General features: G+C 63.6%; 24 protein-coding genes. 6 read left to right on the plus strand and 18 right to left on the minus strand.

Going from position 1 to position 20652, the window contains the following annotated elements; all coding sequences use genetic code 11:
- Nucleotides 1-55: 55 nt before the first annotated feature.
- The 3 genes from HB860_RS17995 to HB860_RS18005 all read right to left on the minus strand — a co-directional run bounded on the left by HB860_RS17995 (nt 56) and on the right by HB860_RS18005 (nt 2513).
- A complete protein-coding gene (locus HB860_RS17995) occupies nt 56-1405 on the minus strand; it encodes a sensor histidine kinase (RefSeq protein WP_139437893.1) in 1350 nt (449 codons plus the stop codon).
- A gap of 37 nt (nt 1406-1442) precedes the next feature.
- Nucleotides 1443-2099, minus strand: coding sequence for a response regulator transcription factor (locus HB860_RS18000; protein WP_025328630.1), 657 nt, complete (start codon nt 2097-2099; stop codon nt 1443-1445).
- An 81-nt stretch (nt 2100-2180) separates the two neighbouring features.
- Nucleotides 2181-2513, minus strand: coding sequence for a PepSY domain-containing protein (locus HB860_RS18005; protein WP_139437895.1), 333 nt, complete (start codon nt 2511-2513; stop codon nt 2181-2183).
- A 63-nt stretch (nt 2514-2576) separates the two neighbouring features.
- Between HB860_RS18005 and HB860_RS18010 the strand changes: the two genes are divergently transcribed.
- Entirely contained in the window at nt 2577-2825 is a 249-nt protein-coding gene (locus HB860_RS18010) for a PepSY domain-containing protein (RefSeq protein WP_005332668.1), read from the plus strand.
- A gap of 45 nt (nt 2826-2870) precedes the next feature.
- Here the strand turns inward: HB860_RS18010 and HB860_RS18015 are convergent, their stop codons facing one another.
- The gene (locus tag HB860_RS18015; RefSeq protein WP_247627514.1) at nt 2871-3509 is read right to left on the minus strand and encodes a protein-methionine-sulfoxide reductase heme-binding subunit MsrQ; all 639 of its coding nucleotides are present in this window, start codon (nt 3507-3509) and stop codon (nt 2871-2873) included.
- A gap of 97 nt (nt 3510-3606) precedes the next feature.
- Nucleotides 3607-4611, minus strand: a complete 1005-nt coding sequence (gene msrP, locus HB860_RS18020; protein ID WP_247627515.1) for a protein-methionine-sulfoxide reductase catalytic subunit MsrP — start codon at nt 4609-4611, stop codon at nt 3607-3609.
- 370 nt (nt 4612-4981) lie between these two features.
- Between msrP and HB860_RS18025 the strand changes: the two genes are divergently transcribed.
- A complete protein-coding gene (locus HB860_RS18025; protein ID WP_247627516.1) occupies nt 4982-5464 on the plus strand; it encodes a DUF1097 domain-containing protein in 483 nt (160 codons plus the stop codon).
- A 43-nt stretch (nt 5465-5507) separates the two neighbouring features.
- Here the strand turns inward: HB860_RS18025 and HB860_RS18030 are convergent, their stop codons facing one another.
- From HB860_RS18030 to HB860_RS18045, 4 genes are all read right to left on the minus strand, one after another.
- Nucleotides 5508-6788 (minus strand): sigma 54-interacting transcriptional regulator, encoded by a 1281-nt coding sequence (locus HB860_RS18030; RefSeq protein WP_139437902.1) that lies wholly within the window; start codon nt 6786-6788, stop codon nt 5508-5510.
- Nucleotides 6789-6849: 61 nt separating this feature from the next.
- Nucleotides 6850-7359 carry a hypothetical protein gene (locus HB860_RS18035; protein ID WP_247627517.1) on the minus strand — a complete coding sequence of 170 codons (510 nt, stop codon included), beginning with the start codon at nt 7357-7359 and terminating at the stop codon, nt 6850-6852.
- Nucleotides 7360-7463: 104 nt separating this feature from the next.
- Nucleotides 7464-8876, minus strand: a complete 1413-nt coding sequence (locus tag HB860_RS18040; protein ID WP_139437906.1) for a sensor histidine kinase — start codon at nt 8874-8876, stop codon at nt 7464-7466.
- Nucleotides 8877-8978: 102 nt separating this feature from the next.
- The gene (locus HB860_RS18045; RefSeq protein WP_106885551.1) at nt 8979-9071 is read right to left on the minus strand and encodes a YnhF family membrane protein; all 93 of its coding nucleotides are present in this window, start codon (nt 9069-9071) and stop codon (nt 8979-8981) included.
- 125 nt (nt 9072-9196) lie between these two features.
- On the opposite strand from HB860_RS18045, the gene HB860_RS18050 reads away from it, so the two are divergent.
- The gene (locus tag HB860_RS18050; protein WP_247627518.1) at nt 9197-9745 is read left to right on the plus strand and encodes a 2-amino-4-hydroxy-6-hydroxymethyldihydropteridine diphosphokinase; all 549 of its coding nucleotides are present in this window, start codon (nt 9197-9199) and stop codon (nt 9743-9745) included.
- A gap of 70 nt (nt 9746-9815) precedes the next feature.
- Here the strand turns inward: HB860_RS18050 and HB860_RS18055 are convergent, their stop codons facing one another.
- Entirely contained in the window at nt 9816-10520 is a 705-nt protein-coding gene (locus HB860_RS18055) for an SDR family oxidoreductase (protein WP_247627519.1), read from the minus strand.
- A gap of 129 nt (nt 10521-10649) precedes the next feature.
- On the opposite strand from HB860_RS18055, the gene HB860_RS18060 reads away from it, so the two are divergent.
- Nucleotides 10650-11054 (plus strand): CBS domain-containing protein, encoded by a 405-nt coding sequence (locus HB860_RS18060; RefSeq protein WP_247627520.1) that lies wholly within the window; start codon nt 10650-10652, stop codon nt 11052-11054.
- Here the strand turns inward: HB860_RS18060 and HB860_RS18065 are convergent.
- Nucleotides 11051-11587, minus strand: coding sequence for a DUF2301 domain-containing membrane protein (locus HB860_RS18065; RefSeq protein WP_247627521.1), 537 nt, complete (start codon nt 11585-11587; stop codon nt 11051-11053). The two genes, HB860_RS18060 and HB860_RS18065, sit on opposite strands and share 4 nt — an antisense overlap.
- A gap of 83 nt (nt 11588-11670) precedes the next feature.
- On the opposite strand from HB860_RS18065, the gene HB860_RS18070 reads away from it, so the two are divergent.
- Nucleotides 11671-12435 (plus strand): substrate-binding periplasmic protein, encoded by a 765-nt coding sequence (locus tag HB860_RS18070; protein ID WP_247627522.1) that lies wholly within the window; start codon nt 11671-11673, stop codon nt 12433-12435.
- A gap of 8 nt (nt 12436-12443) precedes the next feature.
- Here the strand turns inward: HB860_RS18070 and asnC are convergent, their stop codons facing one another.
- Entirely contained in the window at nt 12444-12905 is a 462-nt protein-coding gene (asnC, locus tag HB860_RS18075) for a transcriptional regulator AsnC (RefSeq protein WP_139437917.1), read from the minus strand.
- Nucleotides 12906-13058: 153 nt separating this feature from the next.
- Here asnC and asnA point away from each other — a divergent pair, with 153 nt between their 5' ends.
- Nucleotides 13059-14051, plus strand: a complete 993-nt coding sequence (gene asnA / locus HB860_RS18080; protein ID WP_139437918.1) for an aspartate--ammonia ligase — start codon at nt 13059-13061, stop codon at nt 14049-14051.
- Nucleotides 14052-14438: 387 nt separating this feature from the next.
- Here the strand turns inward: asnA and HB860_RS18085 are convergent, their stop codons facing one another.
- From HB860_RS18085 to pgeF, 6 genes are all read right to left on the minus strand, one after another.
- Nucleotides 14439-15353 (minus strand): c-type cytochrome, encoded by a 915-nt coding sequence (locus HB860_RS18085; RefSeq protein WP_247627523.1) that lies wholly within the window; start codon nt 15351-15353, stop codon nt 14439-14441.
- Nucleotides 15350-15481, minus strand: coding sequence for a c-type cytochrome (locus tag HB860_RS22235; protein ID WP_275426689.1), 132 nt, complete (start codon nt 15479-15481; stop codon nt 15350-15352). Before HB860_RS22235 ends, HB860_RS18085 begins: the two co-directional genes overlap by 4 nt.
- Complete coding sequence (locus HB860_RS18090; protein ID WP_247627524.1) at nt 15478-15981, minus strand: c-type cytochrome; 504 nt, start codon at nt 15979-15981, stop codon at nt 15478-15480. The genes HB860_RS22235 and HB860_RS18090 overlap by 4 nt, the downstream gene beginning before the upstream one ends.
- Nucleotides 15982-16187: 206 nt before the next feature.
- Nucleotides 16188-17021 carry an MBL fold metallo-hydrolase gene (locus HB860_RS18095; protein ID WP_247627525.1) on the minus strand — a complete coding sequence of 278 codons (834 nt, stop codon included), beginning with the start codon at nt 17019-17021 and terminating at the stop codon, nt 16188-16190.
- 59 nt (nt 17022-17080) lie between these two features.
- The gene (gene clpB / locus HB860_RS18100) at nt 17081-19654 is read right to left on the minus strand and encodes an ATP-dependent chaperone ClpB (protein WP_202047611.1); all 2574 of its coding nucleotides are present in this window, start codon (nt 19652-19654) and stop codon (nt 17081-17083) included.
- A 171-nt stretch (nt 19655-19825) separates the two neighbouring features.
- Nucleotides 19826-20563, minus strand: a complete 738-nt coding sequence (gene pgeF / locus HB860_RS18105; protein WP_247627526.1) for a peptidoglycan editing factor PgeF — start codon at nt 20561-20563, stop codon at nt 19826-19828.
- Nucleotides 20564-20652 lie beyond the last annotated feature (89 nt).

Genomic DNA, 20652 nt, shown 5'->3' on the forward strand with positions numbered 1-20652 from the left:
GGAGGACGACCCGGGCCCGAGCGGCCCATGCCGGGCCGCCTCGCTCATACGAACGCTAACCGTCGACCCTGGCCACCTTGGGCAGGGAGAGGGAGGCGGCAAGCCCTCCCAGCTCGGCGCGCCCCATGATGAGGCTGCCACGATAGGCTTCGGCCAGGTCTGAGACTATGTTGAGGCCGAGCCCGGAGCCCGGCACCTTCTCGTCGAGGCGCACCCCGCGCAGCACCGCCTTGGCTATCTGATCCTCGCTCATGCCGGGGCCGTCGTCCTCGATACGCAGGGTGATCCAGCCCCCCAGCTCGGCGCTGGAGATGCGCAGCTCGCTGGCAGACCACTTGAAGGCGTTCTCCAGCAGGTTGCCCACCATCTCGTCGAAGTCCTGCTCCTCCACCCCGACCGCCAGGTTGGCCGGCACCTGCAGGTCCACCGTCTTGCCCGGGTAGAGACGGGAGAAGGCGCGACAGATGTACTCCACCCGCGCCCGCACCGGGGTCGAGACCCCGAGGATCTTGGCGGCCCCGGTGACCCGCGCCTTGCCGAGGTGATAGTCGATGTGGCGCTGGATCTGGTCGAGCTGCTCGCCGATGGCGGCCTGATCCTCGGGGGGCAGCTGGGCCACCTGATTGCGCATTATGCTCAGCGGCGTCTTGAGGGCGTGAGCCAGGTTGCCGGTGTGGGAGCGGGCCCGCTGCAGCAGCTCGCCGTAGTGGTGCAGCAGGCGGTTGATGTCTTCCACCAGCGGCTGGATCTCCAGCGGATAGCGCAGCCTGAACCCCTCCTGATGGCCCTGATGGACCCGGCCCAGCTCGCGGCGCAGCAGATGGAGCGGACGCAGGCCGTAGACGATCTGGAACATGAAACCCAGCACCAGACCGGCGGCCGCGAAGCCGAGACCGAGGAAGAGGCTGATCCGGGTCTTCTTCAGGGTCTGGGTCAGGGCGCTGCTGTCCTTGGCCATCACCAGAGTAAACACCTTGTCAGAGCCCGGCAGCAGCACGGTGCGAGTCATGATCAGCAAGGGCTCCTTGTTGGGCCCCTTGCCGACGAAGAGATCCGGATCCCCGAAGGCCGACTTCAGGCCGTGGGCGCTCAGATGCACATCCCACAGGGAGCGGGAGCGGCTGACCACGGCATCCCCCAGCTCAAGCTGCCAGTAATAGCCGGAATAGGGCTGGCGGAAACGGGGATCCGCCATGGGCTCGGTGACCACGGGCAGGCCGTCGGGCTGGATCTCGAGGCGGGAGAGCAGATCGTAGAGCTGCAACCGCAGGCCGTCGGCCTCCGCCTCCTGCCAGTAGTTGCGCATCATGGTCTGCAGGCTGAAGCCGGTGGCGAACAGGAAGAGCCCGCACCAGACCAGTGCTATGGCCACCAACCGTCCCCGCAGGGTACGCACCAGCCTCATTCACCGCCCCCCAGCCGTGCTGGCATCAACGCCCGTCTCACTCGTTGATCCGGTAGCCGAGACCGCGCACCGTCTCGATCAGATCTGCGTGGGTCTTCTTGCGGATCCGGCCGATGAACACCTCCACCGTGTTGGAGTCGCGATCGAAATCCTGGGCATAGATGTGGTCGATCAGCTCGCTGCGGGACACCACCTTGCCCCTGTGCTGCATCAGGTAACCCAGCACCCGGAACTCGTGGGCGGTGAGCTTGATGGGGGTCCCTTCGTACCATACCTGAGAGGCCGCCATGTCGAGCCGCACCCCGCCAATCTCCAGGATGGAGCTGGCGTTGCCCGCCGCCCGCCGCACCAGGGCCTGTACCCGGGCCACCAGCTCGGCGACCTGGAACGGCTTGGTGAGGTAGTCATCTGCCCCGGCGTTGAGCCCTTCTATCTTCTCGTGCAGCTGGCCACGGGCAGTCAGCACCAGCACGGGTGTGTCTATCCCCTTGCTGCGCCACTCCTTGAGCACGCTCAGGCCATCGCGACCCGGCAGGCCGAGATCCAGAATGATGGCGTCGTAGGGTTCGGTCTCGCCGAGAAAACCCGCCTCGTTGCCATCGTGGCAGAGATCGGTCACAAACCCGGACAGGCGCAGCTGTTCCGCCAGCTGGCCCGCCAGGATCTTTTCATCTTCAACTATCAGAATTCGCATAAATGGGTATCCAAAGCAGAGTTGCGCCTGTCGCGGCGGCGATTGGGGGACGAGTCATCAAGGCGGGGAGCATGCGGCGGATCACTCCTCTTCCGGGGGCGGACGAGGCTCGAACAGGCGCTCCAGATGATGACCCTTGAGCCACACCATCTCCAGGTTGTCGGCGCGATAGCCCACCTTGATGACGCTGTTCTCGTCGTCGATGAGCCGAAGCTCGTAGAGCCAGACCCCGTCCTCCTCCCCCAGATCGACGCGCAGTACGCGCACCGGCAGGCGGGAAGCCACCTCCATCAACTCATGAAAAGGCCGGATCCGCCCCTCGCTGACCGCCTGTTGCAGCAAGGCCTCGTTCGGCTGGGCCGCCTGGGCCAGCATCGGCAGCAGCAATCCAAGCAGGGGCAGCGCGCTATTCATGGGTGATTCATCTCTCAAAACCTAACATAATGCCGTTTATAGTGTGCCAGCCATGAATCCGGAATGAATATGATCCCACGCAGTATCCTGCTGATCCTCTGCCTTTTTTCCACCCTTGGCTGGGCGGCTCAGGCGCGTCTCGACATGCCGGCCCTGGTCAAGCTGTTGCTGGCACAAGGGTACCACGACATTCGGGAAGTCGAGCTGGAAGGGGACAAATTCGAGGTGGAAACCCTGGACGCCGACGATAGGCGAGTGCAGCTGCAGGTCGATGCCTACAGCGGAGAGATCACCAAAAAAGAGGCCGATTAGGCCTCTTTTTCTAGGTGCGCTGCGCGGGGATGAGGGCGTGGCCAGTCACGCCTCTTTCAGTTTCTGGCGTTGCTGCCGGCGCTGGCGCCAGGGACGCAGCAGTTTCTCTCGCCGCGGCCACAACAGCCCCCCCGCCAGCAACAGGTAGATGAGGGGCTCCTGCCAGCCACTCTTGACCGACCACCAGTAGTGCACCGGCACCAGCAGGGCCACCGCATAGATCCAGTTGTGCAGCTTCTGCCAGCTTGGCCCCATGACCCGCAGCAGGGCCGGGATCGAGGTGATGCTGAGCGCCAGCAGCAACAACAGCGCCACCATGCCCACCACTATGTAGCTGCGCTTCACCAGCTCGCCGCCGATCAGCCCCCAGTCGAACTGCAGATCCAGCCCCAGCCACACCATGAAATGCAAGCCGGCCCAGGTCGCGCACCAGAGCCCGAGGGGGCGGCGCAGCTTGATGAGCTGCCCCTGGCGCCAGCGTTTGGCCAGCGGCGACACCAGCAGGGTGAGCAGCAGCAGGTGCAGTGCCCCCTTGCCGAGGTAGTGGGTCAGCCCTTGCACCGGATCCCCCCCCAGCAACCCGGCCGGCACCGCATAGCCCAGCCAGAGCAGAAAACCGAGCGAGGCCAGGTGTACCAGCAGGCGCAAGCCTTTGATATGGGCTGTTTTCAGTCTCGGCGTCATATCGCAGTTCCCGTTATGTTGTTCCCAGCCCTCATCCCCAACCCTTCTCCCACCAGGGGAGAAGGGGGCACAAGACCATTCGGGCAGAGCGTCAGTTTCAATACCATTTGCGCAGATCCATCCCCTGATAGAGGGAGGCCACCTCGTCGCCATAGCCGTTGAACATCAGGGTCGGCTGGCGCTTGGCGCCGAAGATGCCCCCCTCGCCGATGAAGCGCTCGCTGGCCTGGCTCCAGCGCGGATGATCCACTTCGGGATTGACGTTGGCATAGAAACCATATTCGTTCGGTGCCAGCAGGTTCCAGGTGGTGGGAGGCATCTCCTCCACCAGACGGATGGAGACGATGCTCTTGATGCTCTTGAAGCCGTACTTCCAGGGCACCACCAGCCGGATGGGCGCCCCGTTCTGGGCTGGCAACGTCTTGCCGTAGAGCCCCATCGCCAGGAAGGCGAGCGGGTGCATCGCCTCGTCGAGACGCAAGCCCTCCACATAGGGATAATCGATGCCGCCGCCGAGGGAGCGGGAGGCCTGTCCCGGCAGCTGTTCGGGATCATAGAGGGTCTCGAACGCCACGAACTTGGCGCGACTGTTGGGCTCGGCCCGACGGATCAGATCCGCCAGCGGGATGCCGCTCCAAGGCAGCACCATGGACCAGGCCTCCACGCAGCGCAGCCGGTAGATCCGCTCCTCCAGGGTGCTCTTGTTGATGAGATCCCACACATCCAGGGTAAAGGGGTTGGCCACCTCCCCCTCCACCTTGAGCGTCCAGGGCTCGGGCTTGAGGTAGTGGGCGTTGCGCGCCGGATCCCCCTTGTCGGTGCCGAGCTCATAGAAGTTGTTGTGGCTGGTCGCCTTCTCCAGCGGCGTCAGGGTCAATCCGTCCTGCCGGGTCGCAGCCTTGTAATTGAGTGGTTTGGTGGCAGGCGCCGGGGTCGACTCCTCGGCGGAGAAGAGATCCAGCAGGCTGGCCTGGGTGGGAAACGCCAGGGTGGCGGCACTCAGTCCCAGCCCTTTCAGAATGAGTCGGCGATCCTGATAGACGGCTTCCGGCGTGACATCCTGTTCGGTGAGGTGATGAGAGGAACGGCGCTTGATCAACATGGAAAACTCCCGGGGCAATGAGGCTGACAACCATAAGACCCGCCCCGGCCGAGTTTTATTTCACACAAATTTACATGGGCTGGTAAAGAGGCAGTGCCTTGGCCATGGTGCCGACCAGGAACAGCAGAATGAATACCAGCAGGGGGACTATCACGTTTGGCGCCATCAGACTCACTCCATGAGCAGGACAGGGCCTCTAACTATGGTCGAAGGCCAAGGACGCCTCCAATGAATTTTTTTCGCGAGCGCAAGCGTATTCCCGAGTTGAAAAGAGTGACGGAGATCACACACAATCCGGCCCCTGCTTGCCGCCCCCTTGCCGAAGGGTAGGCTGCCTCCTTTTCCGAATTCAACCACTGAGAGTCATGCCATGAGCCCATTGATCGCCATCGCCATCACGACCGGGATCCTCTCCGCCGTCTGGGGCGGACTGGCCGCCGCCCTCGGCCTCATCTCCTGGGTCGGCTTCCTCGGTTGTACCAGCTATTTCGCCTCGAGCGGCGGTTACAAGGCGCTGCTGCAGACCCTGCTGTGCAATGCCAGCGGCATGCTGTGGGCACTGCTGCTGATCCACGGCGAAGGTTGGTGGGGGGCCGGCATGGCGGGCTATCTGATGACGGGTGTGGTGGCGACCCTGATGTGCGTGCAGGCCAGGCAGCAGTGGCTGGGCTACATTCCCGGCACCTTCGCCGGTTGCTGCGCCACCTTCGGGGCGGCGGGGGAGTGGCGGCTCATCCTGCCCTCCCTGGTGATAGGCGCGCTCTTTGGCTACCTGATGAAGGCGAGCGGCCTCTGGCTCTCCCACAAAACCCGGAAGGCCCAGGCAAGCACCGGCGTGACCGATCCGGCCTGAACAAGGGTAGCGGCAAGTCGCCGACTAGCCGCTCCCGCCTCGCTCATCCCTTCGATTTGAAGTTTGCCGCCTCGATACCGTGCCGATTCAATAACTTGTAAAAATCGGTGCGGTTTCTTCCCGCCATGTTGGCCGCCAGGGTCACATTCCCCTCCGTGGTGCGCAGCAGGCGGATCAGATACTCCTTCTCGAACTCGGCGCGGGCCTCGTTGAACGAGGGAATGCCACCGACGCCACCGCTCAGGGCCGATTCCACCATGGCGGCGCCGATCACCGGGCTGCAGCAGAGGCTGGCGAGCTGCTCCACCACCCCATAGAGCTGACGGACGTTGCCGGGCCAGGCCGCCGCCGCCAGCAGGGCCAGCGCCTCCGGCGAAAAGCCGAGGGCGGCGCAGTTGTCGTGACGACTGCGATAGTCGTCCAGCGCCTGGCGCGCCAGCAGGGGGATATCCTCGCTGCGGGCACTGAGGGGCGGCAGGGTGATGTTGGCCACGTTGAGGCGGTAGAAGAGATCCTCCCGAAAACGCCCCTCCTCCATGGCGGTAACCAGATCCTGATGGCTGGAGCTGATGACCCGCACCTCGGGGGTGCCCTGACCATATTCCGCCAGCACCTGCAGCAACTTGGCCTGCAACGACTCCGACAGATTCCCTATCTCGTCGAGGAAGAGGGTCGCCCCCTTGGCCTGCTCGAACAGGCCGGACTGTCCATCCTCGCCAAACAGCTGCAAGTCCAGCACAGGCCAGGGCAGCGCGGCACAATTGATGGTGTGCAGCGGCTGGTCACGGCGACGGCTTGCCTGATGCAGCGCCTGGGTCATCACCCCCTTGCCGGAGCCCGAAGGGCCCAGGATCAGCACGGGCACCTCCATGGCGGCGATGCTGCTCGCCTGGATCAGCAACTGCTCCATCTGGGGGTTGCGGGTCTGGATGAGGGATTGCCACTCGTGCTGCTGTTTCGGGCGGGTCAGACTCAGGGCGTGCTCTATGGTGACCAGCAGCTCGTCCTTGTCGATGGGCTTGGTGAGAAAGCTGAACACCCCGGAACGGGTCGCCTGGATGGCGTCGGGGATGGTGCCATGGGCGGTCATGATGATGACCGGCATGCCGAGCCACTGGGACTGGATCCGCTCGAACAGCGCCAGTCCGTCCATGCCGCCCATCCGCAGGTCGCTCAGCACCAGATCGGCCCGCTGCTGACGCAACCTGTCCAGCGCCCCCTCGGCGCTGTCGGCGGTATCCACCTCGTAACCCTGACTGCGCAGGCGCATGCTCATCAGCTTGAGCAGGCTGGCATCGTCGTCCACCAGCAGAATGCGACTCATGCTCTCACCCCTTTACCCTGAAGACCTGTTGTTGTTCCCTGCCTTGCACGCCCTCGGCACGTCATGGCTGGGCGCCCCCATTGAGCTTGCGCTGGTTGAGCTGTTCGTCGATGGCGGAGAGCTGCTCTATCTGGCGGCGCAGACGCTGCACCTCCTGGCTCTGATCGTCGCGGCGACTGTCACGGGCCAGCAGCTCCTCGCCGAGGGCTATCCAGCTGCGCAGGAAGGCCTGGGCATCCAGGCCGAGCTCGGGCAGCAGGGCCTTGAGCTTGTCCAGCCCGGCCCGGCGGCTCGCCACCGACTCGGACGGATGGGTGTTGACCATGGCCAGGCTGACCCGGCTCTCGAGATCGGTGGCACCGGCCAGCCGCTCGCGCTCCTGCGCCCGCTGCTGGGGACGGCTGGCCAGCAGCCAGTCCGAGTATTGCAGGCGTACCTGCATCTCTTTGTTGGCGAACTCCATCCGCTTGGCGAGGACCTGCTCGGAGGGCTCTGTCAGGCTGCGCGATGGCAGCAGGGAGCAGCCTGCAAGCAGGCTCATCATCAATACGGGTACAACGAATCGTTTCATCTTGAATGCCACTTCAGATCCTGGTGGGGAACAGGCACCTGCCCGTTCCTCTCATATTCTGTGTCAATGCGCCGCCCGCACCTGCGGGGTAGCCGCCGCGCCCGTCAGCTTGGGCGCACGTTCAAATCCAGCCGGAAACAGACATCGGCCTGTTTATCCTCAATTAATTTAAGCTCGCCCCCCAGACTCATCGCCGACTCGCGGGCAATGGAGAGGCCCATCCCGGATCCTTTCAACAACCCCTGGCGCACTATGCTGCCCTGCTCGAAGGGCTCGAAGATCCGCTCCCGCTCGTCTGGCGGGATGACGGGCCCTTCGTTGGCCACCTCCAGCCAGCTGCCGTTGGCATCCTGGCCGGCACGGATCCAGATCTGGCCACCCTTGGCGCCATAACTGACCGCGTTGGAAAACAGGTTGTCGAGGATGAGTCGCAGACGATAGGGCTCGGCCTGCAGGCTGATGGGCTCGGGCGGCAAGTGTACACTGATTTGTTTGGATTCCAGCGCCAGCCGGTATTCTGCAGACAATTCTGACAGCAAGGGGGCCAGCGGCACCGCCGTCAGGCTGAACACCTCCTGCTGGCTGAGGCGGTTGAAATCGAGCAGGCGCTCGATCAGGGTCTGCAGCCGGCGGCTGTTCTCCTCCAGCATCTGGCAGATCTCCTGCTGATCCCCATTGAGCGGCCCCACCAGCTGTTCGGAGAGCAGATCTGCCCCCTCCCGCAGCACGGCGAGGGGGGTCTTCAGCTCGTGGGAGACGTGGCGCAGGAACTGGTACTTCTGCTGTTCCAGCTCCTTGAGCTTGTCGTGCAGCCAGCCGATCCGCTCTCCCAGCAGCACCAGTTCGGCGGGGCCATCCACCGGGCGCTTGTCCGGCTCGACACCGGCTCCCAGGCTCAGGATCCGCGACTCAATCTGACGCACGGGGTGGATGATGAGGTAGGTAAACAGCAGCACCAGCAACAGGCTGAGCCCCGCCACGAAGCCGCTCACCCACCAGATCTCCTTCCTCAGTTCGGCGATGGCCGCCCGCATGCCCGCCACATGCTCATCGACCTGGCTGCGGGTGACCACTTCCAGTTGCTGGTTGAGCTCATTGAACCGGGTGAATTTGGGGCTGGTCGCCTCCTGTCTGGCCTTGCGCAGATCCTGCAAGCCATCCAGCCAGGCCAGGGTGGCCTCGAGATCCGTGTAGGCGGCGGCATCCGGGATGGACTGCCGATGGGTGGCGAGCAGCTCGCGATAGCGGGCCAGCTGCTGCTGATAGCTGCCGAGGATACGTTCGTCCCCCAGCACCGCATAGCGGCGCAAGGTGCGCTCCAGATCGATGGCCTGGGTGGTGAGCAGGGTTGCCCGGCGGGTATCCCGCACCGCGCGCTCCATCTCGTCGCTGGTCAGCTGACCCAGGTGGGAGAGCGCCTGGCTGTCGTGCCAGATCATGCCCCCCAGGGGCATCAGCACCAGCACGAAGCCCATCAATACCACCTGGAGCAGGGAACGGGGCCGAACCTTGGTCATCTTCTGCTGTCTCGATTCGTCATGGGTGGGCCAGCATATCCGCACTCCATGAAAAAGCAAAACCGGCCAGGGGGCCGGTTTGATTGCACTCGGGGTCCGGATTCACGCCAGACCGACGGACGCCAGGCAGATTATCAGGATCACTGCCAGGGCACCTGAGGCGGTCAACAGCGCCCACTTCATTTCCACACTCATATGAACCTCCTTTCTGCCAATCAGAGTTGGATCACAACAGATAACGGCATGTTAATTCATAGTAAATCCGATAACCGTGAGCTGCGTATATATTTCAGACGAGCCCAACCCAAGGAATGGCAACCATGTTTTACCTCTGCAGCATTGGATCCAACCTAGACCCCATCCAGCACGTCAGCCAGGCCGTGGAAGAGCTACTGGCCCGCTTCGGCCAGCTGCGTCTGAGTTCGGTGATCCAGACCAAACCGGTGGGGATGCAGTCGCGCCATGACTTTCTCAACTGCCTGTTCGTCGTCCAGAGCGAGCTCTCCGCCGCCCAGTTGAAAGCCGAATTCGTCACCATGGAGCTGGCCCATGGGCGGGATCGCGGCAATCCCCTGTGCAAGGTGACGGACAGGCCCCTCGACATCGACATCCTGGCCAGCCACGAGAGGGATGCCTTCGCCGGGGTCGGGGTGGATGCCTATCTCGGGGATCTGCTGGCCGAGATGTATGAGGGGGGGCGGGTCGGCGCCCACAAGGTGACGCTGCGTCTGCAGACCAGCAAGGTGTTTGCGCCGCTGAACTTCGGCCAGCAGCCCGTGACCCTGCGCCAACCCGCCGAGCAGCGTCAGGAGCTGCCCGCCGTGCACCCGGACCTGCCTGCCCATCAGGCGACCATTCGACCCCACTAGGCGCCCGGCACAGGGCGGCGAGGGCCCGGACAGGCCACCGTCGCCCCGCACCATCGCCCTCCCATGACAGCTAGATGACGGCGAGGGCCCGGCCACCGTCCACCCGGATGCTGGCCCCCGTCATATAGTCGTTTGCCATCAAGAGCCTGACTGCCTGCCAGATGGGTTCCAGTCCCCCCTCCCTCGCCAGCGGCGTCCGGGCCAGCACCTGCTGGCGCCAGGCGTCCCCATGTTCATCGAGGAACAGAATGGGGCCGGGCTCTATGGTATTGACCCGCACCTCGGGTGCCAGCTCCCGGGCAAAGCTCATGGCCAGCGAATGGGCCCCCGCCTTGGTGGCCACATAGGCGGCGAACTGGGGCGCCGGTGCGTGAATGTAGATGTCGGTGATGTGGATGATGCTGGCGTTGGGATTGCCAGCCAGCTTGGGGGCCAGGGCCCGGTTCAGCTGGAAAGGGGCCGCCATATGCACCCGATAAAACTGCTCGAACTGCGCCAGCTGCGCCGCCGGCTCACCGGCCTGCGGCTCAAAGGCCGAGGCGTTGTGGATGATCAACGCCAGATCGTCATGGCCACCCAGCGCCGTGACAAGGCGGGCCACATCCCCTTCCAGGGCGAAATCCGCCTGCACCAGTTCCACCCCCAGATCCCGCAAGCGGGCCAGCTCGGGCCGCTCGCTGCGATAGCTGCCCGTCACCTGCCAGCCTGCGGCCACCAGCTGTTCGCACAGGTAGAATCCCAGCCGACGGCCACAGCCCGTTACCAATGCACGCATAACCTCTCCTTTTGTCAGTGCTTGCCGACCCGGGGCCCTGCCTATCAATCTCCACGGCACAAGCCATTGGCCCCGTCCGCCGTCCAGCGGACATAGTGACACCACTTTAACTCTTTTGGAGCCACCCAGATGCTGCAGATCCGCAATCACATGAGCCGCCCGACCCACTTCCTCAGCCCGCAACTCGGCCTGGCCGAGGCCCTCGACAGACTCCATCAGGCTGACGCGAGCGGCCTGCCGGTGCTGGATGACCAGAAACGGCTGATCGGATTCCTCTCCGAGCAGGACTGCATCCCCAGCCTGCTCACCGGCAGCTATCACTGCGACAGCCGCACCCGGGTGGAGGATCTGATGAGCCGCACCCCGCTGTTCGTCAGCCCGGACGACAGCATCCTGGATCTCGCCCGCCAGATGACGGGGGCCAGGCCCAAGGTCTATCCGGTACTGGAAGGGGGCAAGGTGATCGGCACCATCAACCGCCGACAGGTGATGCAGGCCCTCAACGCGCAGATGAAGCAGTGCCAGGCCACCTAGAGCTGATAGCGTCCCCGATCGCCGATATCGAAATGCAGGGGCATGCGCCACTTGGCCAGACTGAGCAGGCCAAGCAGCAGGCCGCTCGCCAGGGCAACCAGGGCCGTGGCCCAGGCGAAGCGGGTCAACTCCAGCAACCACAGCAGGGGTAACAGCAGAGGCAAGAGCCTGATGCCCGGGATGGCGAAGCAGAACTGCTCCTTGAACGCCAGGCCACTGAGGGTTGCCAGGGCCGCCCCCAGCACCAGGATGGCGGGGGCGCCGCAGGCGGCAAGCATCAACCCGCCCCAGGCCAGCCCCTGCAGGAGAAACCGGACCCGCTTGTCATAAATGTGCAGGCAGAATCCACACAGGCCGCTGGCCACCACCAGCATGGTCAGCCAGACGGAGGGAGACAGGGGCACCGGTCCCCCCAGCAAGCCAACCCCTCGACACAACAGCAGCAAAGCTGTCAGACTCAGACCGAGACGATAGAGACGGACAGAGAGCCTGTCGATGCCATCCAGTTCGCTTTCTACTTCAGGGTTTGCCATCCGGGGTCGTCTCTTGTCAGGTATCTGCTGGTCACTATACCCCGTTGCGCATAAACCAGCCCCGAGTGTTCAGGAGATGTGATTTGCGAATCTTGCTCGTGCTCTGCTTGCTGCTGCCCTGCTGGCTGTCGGCCAGGGAGCTGGTCATTGGCGGCCTTCTTGAGCCCCCCCTGAAGTGGCTGGATGAGAAAGGGCAGCCACGAGGGCTGGATGTGGATCTGGTCACCACCATCTTTGGCGTCCTCCGGGTCCCCATCAGGATAGAGCTGCTCGATTCAGGTGCCAGACTCACCCGCAACGCCGAGGGCGGCGTCTATGACCTGCTGCTGAGCCACTCCTACAAGCCGGAGCGGGAGGCCTATCTGCTCTATCCCAAGCAGGCCCATATGCTCCATAGCTGGCACTTCTTCGTGCGCAAGGCCGACATGGAGAAGATCCACTACGATAGCCTGGTCGATCTCAAGCCCTGGCGTATCGGTGTCACCAAGGACTTCTCCTACACCCCCGCGCTCACGGCGGCCATGGCCGACCCGACCTATCGCTTCCAGGAGATTCCCATCAACCAGTTGCAGCTGCGCAAGCTGATCGCCGGGCGCATCGATCTGGTTCCCATGTCCCTGGTCACCGCCTTCACCCAGATAAAAGAAGAGGGGCTGGAGGGCAGGCTCGGCTACCTTCCAAAACCCCTCAAGACCAGCCCCTACTTCAATGTCTGGACCCGCTCCCGGGCCGATGCCGACACCCCGGCCCTGATGGCGGCCTATGACGCCGAACTGCTGCACATGAAACAGGATGGCCGGCTCAAGGCCCTCTACCACAAGTACGGAATCCCCTATATCGCACCCTGATCAGTCGGTCAGGGCTTCACGTCTCTCAGAATGGGATTTTGCAGCGAAATCAGGGTTTCGGTGGACTGGATCTCGTCTATGGTCTGGATCTTGTGGATCAGCACGGTCTGCAACTCGTCGATGGAGCGGGTCATCACCTTCATGAAGATGCTGTAGTGGCCCGTGGTGTAGTAGGCCTCCACCACCTCGTCCAGCGCCTGCAACTTGGCCAGGGCCGAGGGGTAATCCTTGGCACTCTTCAGATTGATGCCGATAAAGCAGCAGACGTCGTAACCCAGCTTCTTGGGGTTCACCTGTACCCGGGTCCCCTCGATGATCCCCGCCTGCTTCATCTTCTCCACCCGCACATGGATGGTGCCCGGGCTGACCAGCAGTTGTTTTGCAAGCTCGGCGTAAGGGATACGCGCATTCTCCATCAGGGCGGTGAGGATGGCCTGATCGAGATTATCGATCCGATAATTTTCCGACACTTTTTTGCACTCCCGTTGACGATATATCAGTAAAAGCCCGGATATTTTGAACGAAAAAATACGTAAAGCCTATTTCTATTATCGAATATTGAATTTAGTGCGCAATCTGTTGAAGAATCGCCACATCCAACGGGTTTGAAACAGGTATTTCCCATGAAACAGCACTACATTCGCAGCCAACAACAGATCAGCTTCGTCAAAGAGATGTTCTCCCGCCAGCTCGCCCAGCAACTGGGCCTGATGGAGGTGCAAGCCCCCATTCTGAGCCGGGTCGGTGATGGCACTCAGGACAACCTCTCCGGCCACGAGAATGCGGTGCAAGTGAAGGTGAAGACCCTGCCGCAGCACAGCTACGAAGTGGTGCACTCCCTGGCCAAGTGGAAGCGCCAGACCCTGGGCCGCTTCGGTTTCGGCCCGGGTGAGGGCATCTACACCCACATGAAGGCGCTGCGTCCGGACGAGGACAGGCTGACCCCCATCCACTCCGTCTACGTCGATCAGTGGGACTGGGAGAAGGTGATGCCGGGTGAGCGCCGGGATCTGGCCTATCTGCAGGAGACGGTGCGTGGCATCTGGGCCGCCATCAAGGCCACAGAGCGCGCGGTCTGCGCCGAGCACGAGCTGACCCCCTTCCTGCCGGCGGAGATCCAGTTCCTGCACAGCGAAGAGCTGCTGACCCGTTACCCGGATCTCGATGCCAAGGGGCGCGAGCGCGCCATCGCCAAGGAGCTGGGGGCCGTGTTCCTGATCGGCATCGGCGGCGCCCTCTCCCATGGCGAGCGCCACGACGTGCGCGCCCCGGACTATGACGACTGGAGCAGCGAGAGCGAACTGGGTCTGGCCGGCCTGAACGGCGACATCCTGGTGTGGAACCCTGTGCTGGAAGACAGCTTCGAGATCTCCTCCATGGGGATCCGGGTGGACGCAGAGGCCCTGCGCCGCCAGCTCGCCATCACCGGCGACGAGGATCGCCTGCAGTACGACTGGCACCAGGACCTGCTGGCCGCACGGATGCCGCAGACCATAGGCGGCGGCATAGGCCAATCCCGTCTGGCCATGCTGTTGCTGCAAAAAGAGCACATAGGTCAGGTCCAGGTCGGTGTCTGGCCATCCGAGATGAAGGCAGCTATCCCGGGCATGCTGTAAGCAGGTCATGGGCATAGGGTCATCTCGGGTCGGCACAGAGGAGCACATAGACCAGCAGATACAGGTCGGCGTCCGGCCATCCGAGATGAAAGCTGCCGTCCCGGGCATGCTGTAAGCAGATTGATGGTATCCGGCAACCCATGCCGGATGCTGAAGGTGTGTGGCGGTACGGACTGAAAGAGCGCAGTCCGGACAGGCTGTAAGGAGAGGGGCATCCTGGATGCCCCTCTGCGAAACCGGGGCTTGCCCCTGCGACCCGCTCAACCCACGCAAGGTCGCATCGAATACATTCCTCCCGGCAATCCTCGGATTGCCGTTTTTTTTGCCTGCGGCCGGGCGGCCCATGAAAAAAGGGGCCTGAGCCCCTCTGTAGTCCTGCCTCAGCCCTCAATACGCCTTGCTGCCCAGCAGGTGCCCATCCACCGGGGAAGGCAAGCCGTATTGGGAGTAGGTGCCATGGAACGCCTTGGTGGTCTGGCCGAGATCCCCCTTGAACCTGGGGTCCTGAGGGCGCTCGTGGCTGTTGATGTAAAGGGAGACATCCCAGGCCTGCTGATCGCTCAGGCTCCCTCCCTGGGAGAGCGGCATGTTGCTCTTGATGAAGGCCGCCGCCTTGTCGATGCCGTGCATGCCCGCGCCCCAGTTGTAGCTCTCCTTGCCCCACAGGGGTGGGAAGACGTAGCGATCCGCCACCTTCTTGCCCTCCCCCTCGCCGCCGTGGCAATCGGCACACCGCTCGGCATAGACACTCTGGCCCCGCTTGAAGTCGGGGGCCTGAGGAGGTGTGGCGATGGCGAAGAAGTTGCGCCCGGGCAGTTTGTCACTGATGGGGGCACCGCTCGCCAGCCAGTAGGAGTAGGCCACCAGATCCCGGATCGCCTGGCTGTCATAGGCGGGGGGCTGGCCCTCTCTGGCATTCATCGAATAGAGGAAGCAGCCTTGCAGCCGATCCTCATAGGTGTTCACCTTGTTGTTCTTCTTGCGATAGGCGGGATAGGCCGGATAAGCCCCCCACATGGGACTGGCACCGGCAATGATGCCGGCGCCCAGGTGACAGTTGCTGCACTGCAAGCCGTTCCCCGGCTGGCCCTGCCCCCTGAGCTGCTGGGTGTTGACGAACAGGCTGTAGCCACGCTTGATGGCCGCCCCCATCTCCCCCTCCGGCACGGCAGACCAGTCGGGCACCTTGTGGTAGTTGCCATCGGGCGCCTTCTCCCCGAGCGGGACGCTGAACTGATCCTCGAACGCTGCGCCATGAGCCAGACCGGCCAGCAGGCAGGCCATCAGATATGCATGCTTCATTTCGCCACCCCCTGCGCCGCGAAGTAGTTGGCCACGGCGTCCATTTCCGCCTCGCTGAGGGACTTGGCGATGGCAGGCATGGAGCCCATGGCGCCAAGCGGGCGCTTGTCGGCCTTCCAGTAGATCAACTGGCGCTTGAGGTAGGCGGGATCCTGACCGGCGAGACGGGGAAACAGGGAAACAGGGGCATGACGCCGACGCCACTCGGGCCGTGGCAAGCCACGCACGCCGGCAGATTGCGCTCGGGTTTGCCGGCCAGGGCCAGCCGCTCCCCCGTCTCCATGTCCCCGGGCCACTTGTCGCCGCTCCAGTGCAGACTCACCTCCTTGGCGGCGGCCTGGCTGGCAAAATGGCTGGCCGCCCGGGCTATCTGCTCGTCGCTCAACTGGTAGATGATGGGATTCATGAAGTCGCTGACCCGTTTGCCGCTGCGAAAGGCGCGCAACTGCTCGCTCAGGTAGGCCTCCGACTGCCCCCAGAGATTGGGGATGTTCGACTCCTTGGGCACGCCGTTTATCCCGTGGCAGGTGGCGCAGATCTGGGGCACATCCTCGATCGCTTGCGCCCCCTGTGCCGCCAGGGGCACCAGGCTGCTGCACAGCAACATGAGCGAAAATCGTGTTCTCATTGGCAAAGGCTCCCTCTCCTGACAATGACAATGGCGTCATTAATGGTATGAAGCCTATCACTACAATTCGATGACCAATAGTTATCGCCATGTTAACGCCAACATGCTGCGACAATAAAAAACGCCAGCCCGAGGGCTGGCGTGGTGCTGGCCGATGGCCTCATCGCCGCCGCACTGGCCGGGCTCGCTTCCCCCCTGGCTCAGGCTCACTGTTTCTGGGACGGGAACACATGCTCAAAACCCGCCCCTATCTGGGTTTGCCGTGGCAGCCCCACCTTCCACTTGCCGGTACAGTGGCAGGCAAAGAGGCTGCCGACCCCTTCCCGTTGCAGATAGGACCCCAGCGCCGCCGCCCGCCGCGGGCCGGAAAATTTCAGGTGTAGGCCGCCGATGACGGCGTGCACTCTATCGTCGGCACACACCTCCCTGGCCCGCTGCACTATGTTCTCGACCCCGGCATGACCGCAGCCGATGAAGACGATGAGGCCCTGCTCGCTCTTGTAGACCAGCGCCGAGTCGTCGCTGATGAGATCCTTCTCCACTCGCCCGCCTCGCACCATGTAACCCAGCAAGGAGGGTCTGGCCTGATCCCGTCGCAGTATGGATCCCAGGAACACCAGCCGCTCGGACAGCCAGACCGGCTCGGCCGAACAGTGAGGGAGCAGCCCTCTCGCCGCCAGTTGTTGCGGATCCAGATCGCCCGAGAGGCGGTAGAGGTTGTAGCGCCGGGGCAGCAACGGCAGGAAGTAGCCCCGCTCATTGAACACATCCGGGCAGGCGATCAGCGGGATGGGATCGGGGTAGACGGGCAGGGAGCCGATGCCACCCACATGGTCGTAATGACCGTGGGACAGCACGACGTGGGTGAGGGAGCCGAGATCGACCCCCATCACGGCGGCGTTATGGCGCAGCGCCCGGCCCCGACCACTGTCGAACAACACCCTGAGGCCGTCACACTCCAGCAGCAGCGCCAACCCTCGCTCGGGCAGACAACCAGGCAGATGAACCTCATCATCCACCAAGACGGAAAACGTCAGCATCTCAATCCCCCTGAAAACAAAACGCAGGCACAAGGCCTGCGTTTTGAGTCGACAACCCATCACTGGGTCATGGTGAGCCCGTTGCTGTCGGCACCCAGCAGCAGCCGCTTGCCGGGGATGACCCGACCGCTGAGCAGGGCCTGGGCCAGCGGGTTTTCCACCTTCTGCTGAATGGCCCGCTTGAGGGGACGCGCCCCGTAGACGGGATCGAAGCCGGCGTGGACCAGCTTGGTCAGCAGCTCCTCGCTCACCTCCACCTCGAAGCCCTGGGACTCCAGACGACCCATCAGGCTCTTGAGCTGGATCCGGGCGATGGACTTGATGTGATCCTCGCCGAGCGGGTGGAACACCACAGTCTCGTCGATCCGGTTGATGAACTCCGGGCGGAAGCTGCGGGTCAACAGCTCCATCAGCAGGGACTTCATCTCCTCGTAGTCCTTCTCGGCGTAGTGCTCCTGGATGAGATCCGAGCCGAGGTTGGAGGTCATGATCACCACGGTGTTGCGAAAATCGACGGTGCGGCCCTGACCATCGGTCAGGCGGCCATCATCGAGCACCTGCAGCAGTATGTTGAACACGTCCGGGTGCGCCTTCTCCACCTCGTCCAGCAGGATCACCGAGTAGGGGCGACGGCGTACCGCCTCGGTGAGATAACCCCCCTCCTCGTAGCCCACGTATCCCGGAGGCGCCCCCACCAGACGGGCCACGCTGTGCTTCTCCATGAACTCGGACATGTCAATGCGCACCATGGCGTCCTGGGTATCGAACAGGAACTCCGCCAGCGCCTTGCACAGCTCTGTCTTGCCCACCCCGGTGGGCCCCAGGAACAGGAAGGAGCCGATGGGGCGGTTCGGATCGGAGAGCCCGGCCCGGGAGCGGCGGATGGCGTTGGAGACTGCGTCCACCGCCTCTTCCTGACCGATCACCCTGCTGTGCAGCTGATCCTCCATCCGCAGCAGCTTGTCGCGCTCCCCTTCCAGCATCCGCGCCACCGGAATACCGGTCCAGCGCGCCAGCACGTCTGCGATCTCCACATCGGTGACCCGGTTGCGCAGCAGGCTGGTCTCCTGCATCTCCGCCTGGGTGGCAAGATCCAGCTGTTTCTCCAGCTCGGGGATGCGGCCATATTGCAGCTCGGACATGCGACCGAGATCCCCGGCCCGGCGGGCCACCTCGAGATCCTGACGGGCCTGCTCCAGCGCCGCCTTGATGTGCTGGGTACCGGCGAGGGCGGCCTTCTCGGCCTTCCACACCTCTTCCAGCTCGTTATATTCCCGCTCCTTCTCGGTCAGCTCATGGTTGAGCAGATCGAGCCGCTTGCGACTGGCGTCGTCGTCCTCCTTCATCAGCGCCTGCTGCTCCAGCTTGAGCTGGATGATGCGCCGCTCGAGGCGGTCCAGGGACTCCGGCTTGGAGTCGATCTGCAGCCGTATGCTGGCCGCCGCCTCATCGATGAGGTCGATGGCCTTGTCAGGCAGCTGGCGATCCGCGATGTAGCGGTGGGACAGCTGGGCCGCCGCCACGATGGCCGGGTCGGTGATCTGCACATGGTGGTGCAGCTCATAGCGCTCCTTCAGGCCACGCAGGATGGCGATGGTGTCCTCCACCGAGGGCTCCTCCACCAGCACCTTCTGGAAACGGCGCTCCAGGGCGGCATCCTTCTCCACATACTGGCGATATTCATCGAGGGTAGTGGCACCGACGCAGTGCAGCTCGCCGCGCGCCAGGGCGGGTTTGAGCATGTTGCCAGCGTCCATGGCCCCCTCGCCCTTGCCGGCGCCGACCATGGTGTGCAGCTCGTCCACGAAGAGGATGACGCTGCCCTCCTCCTTGGCAAGATCGCTGAGCACGGCTTTCAGCCGCTCCTCGAATTCGCCGCGATACTTGGCACCGGCCACCAGGGCCCCCATGTCCAGCGACAGCACCCGCTTGTTCTTGAGCCCTTCCGGCACCTCGCCGTTGATGATGCGCTGGGCCAGCCCCTCGACGATGGCGGTCTTGCCGACGCCGGGGGCCCCGATCAGCACGGGGTTGTTCTTGGTGCGGCGCTGCAACACCTGGATGGTACGGCGGATCTCTTCATCCCGCCCGATGACGGGGTCGAGCTTGCCGAGTTCGGCCCGCTCGGTGAGGTCTATGGTGTACTTCTCCAGCGCCTGGCGGTTCTCCTCGGCGTTGGCATCATCCACCTTCTTGCCGCCACGGACCTTGTCGATGGCCTGCTCGAGTTTTTCCTTGGTCAGCCCCTGGGCGCGCAGCAGCTCCCCCAGGTTGCCCTTCTCGTCGAGGGCTGCCAGCACGAACAGCTCGGACGAGATGAATTGATCCTTGCGCTGCTGGGCCAGCTTGTCACAGACATTGAGCAGACGGCCGAGGCCGTTGGAAAGCTGCACGTCCCCTTCGACGCCGCTCACCTTGGGCAGGCGGTCTAGCTCCTCGCCGAGACGGGAGCGCAGGGCATTGATGTCCATCCCGGTCAGGGTCAGCAGCGGGCGGATGGAGCCGCCATCCTGATTGAGCAGGGCAGTCATCAGGTGGACGGGTTCGATGAATTGGTGGTCACGACCCAGTGCGAGAGACTGGGCATCGGAAATAGCGACTTGGAATTTGCTGGTCAGGCGATCGAGGCGCATTGCACTCCCCCTTTGAAACAGACACGCCGCTTGCGCGGCAAACAACATAACTTTCTGAGATGAAAGATGAGGCCCGTACGGGCTATTTCAAGGGGCGGGCCTGGTTATTTTTTCTGCAACGAGGGCGCTGGCAGGATCCCCGCCCTTGCAAGATGCAGGGCGGGAGATTCGTCAAGGCGTCAGCCAGATGATGGAGGCCATGCGGCCGGTCTGGCCATCGCGGCGATAAGAGTAGAACTGCTCGCTGTCGCTGAAGGTGCAGTATTCGCCGCCATAGACAGCATTCACACCGGCGCGGGCCAGGCGCAATCGGGCCAGCTGGTAGATATCCGCCAGCCACTTGCCCTCATGGCTGGAAGGCACGAAGGCGGCATCCGCCTCGCCCTGCTCCGCCATAAAGGCCTCGCGCACCTCGCCACCCACTTCAAACGCAGCGGGGCCGATGGCCGGGCCAAGCCAGGCCAGGATCTCCCCCGGTTCGCAGCCCATGGCGGCGATACTGGCTTCCAGTACCCCCTCCTTCAGCCCACGCCAGCCGGCATGAGCGGCAGCCACCACAGTGCCGGCCCGATCGCAGAACAGCACCGGCAGGCAGTCGGCCGTCATCACTATGCAGGCCTGCCCGGCCTCGTGGGCGCAGGCCGCATCGGCATCCGGCGCCTTTTCATAGTCGCTGCCGACCCTATGGACTGCGATGCCGTGCACCTGGTTGAGCCAGTTGAGGGGCCCGGGGATCTGCGCCGCCTGCTGCAGGCGGACACGGTTGGCCTCGACCCGTGCCGGCTCGTCCCCCACATGGGCACCCAGGTTGAGACCGGCGAAGACCCCTTCGCTCAGGCCGCCATCCCGGGTGGTCGACAGGGCCCTGACATTGCCAGGAGCGGGCCAGTCGGGTTCAATCCAGTTCATCTGTGACTCCTTCCATTCACGGATATAAAAACGGGGCTCCTGAAAGGGAACCCCGTTTGTCATCTCTTCGGGCCGGACGGCGGCAGAAA

This window comes from Aeromonas genomosp. paramedia (genome assembly GCF_023093515.1).
GTDB lineage: Bacteria > Pseudomonadota > Gammaproteobacteria > Enterobacterales > Aeromonadaceae > Aeromonas.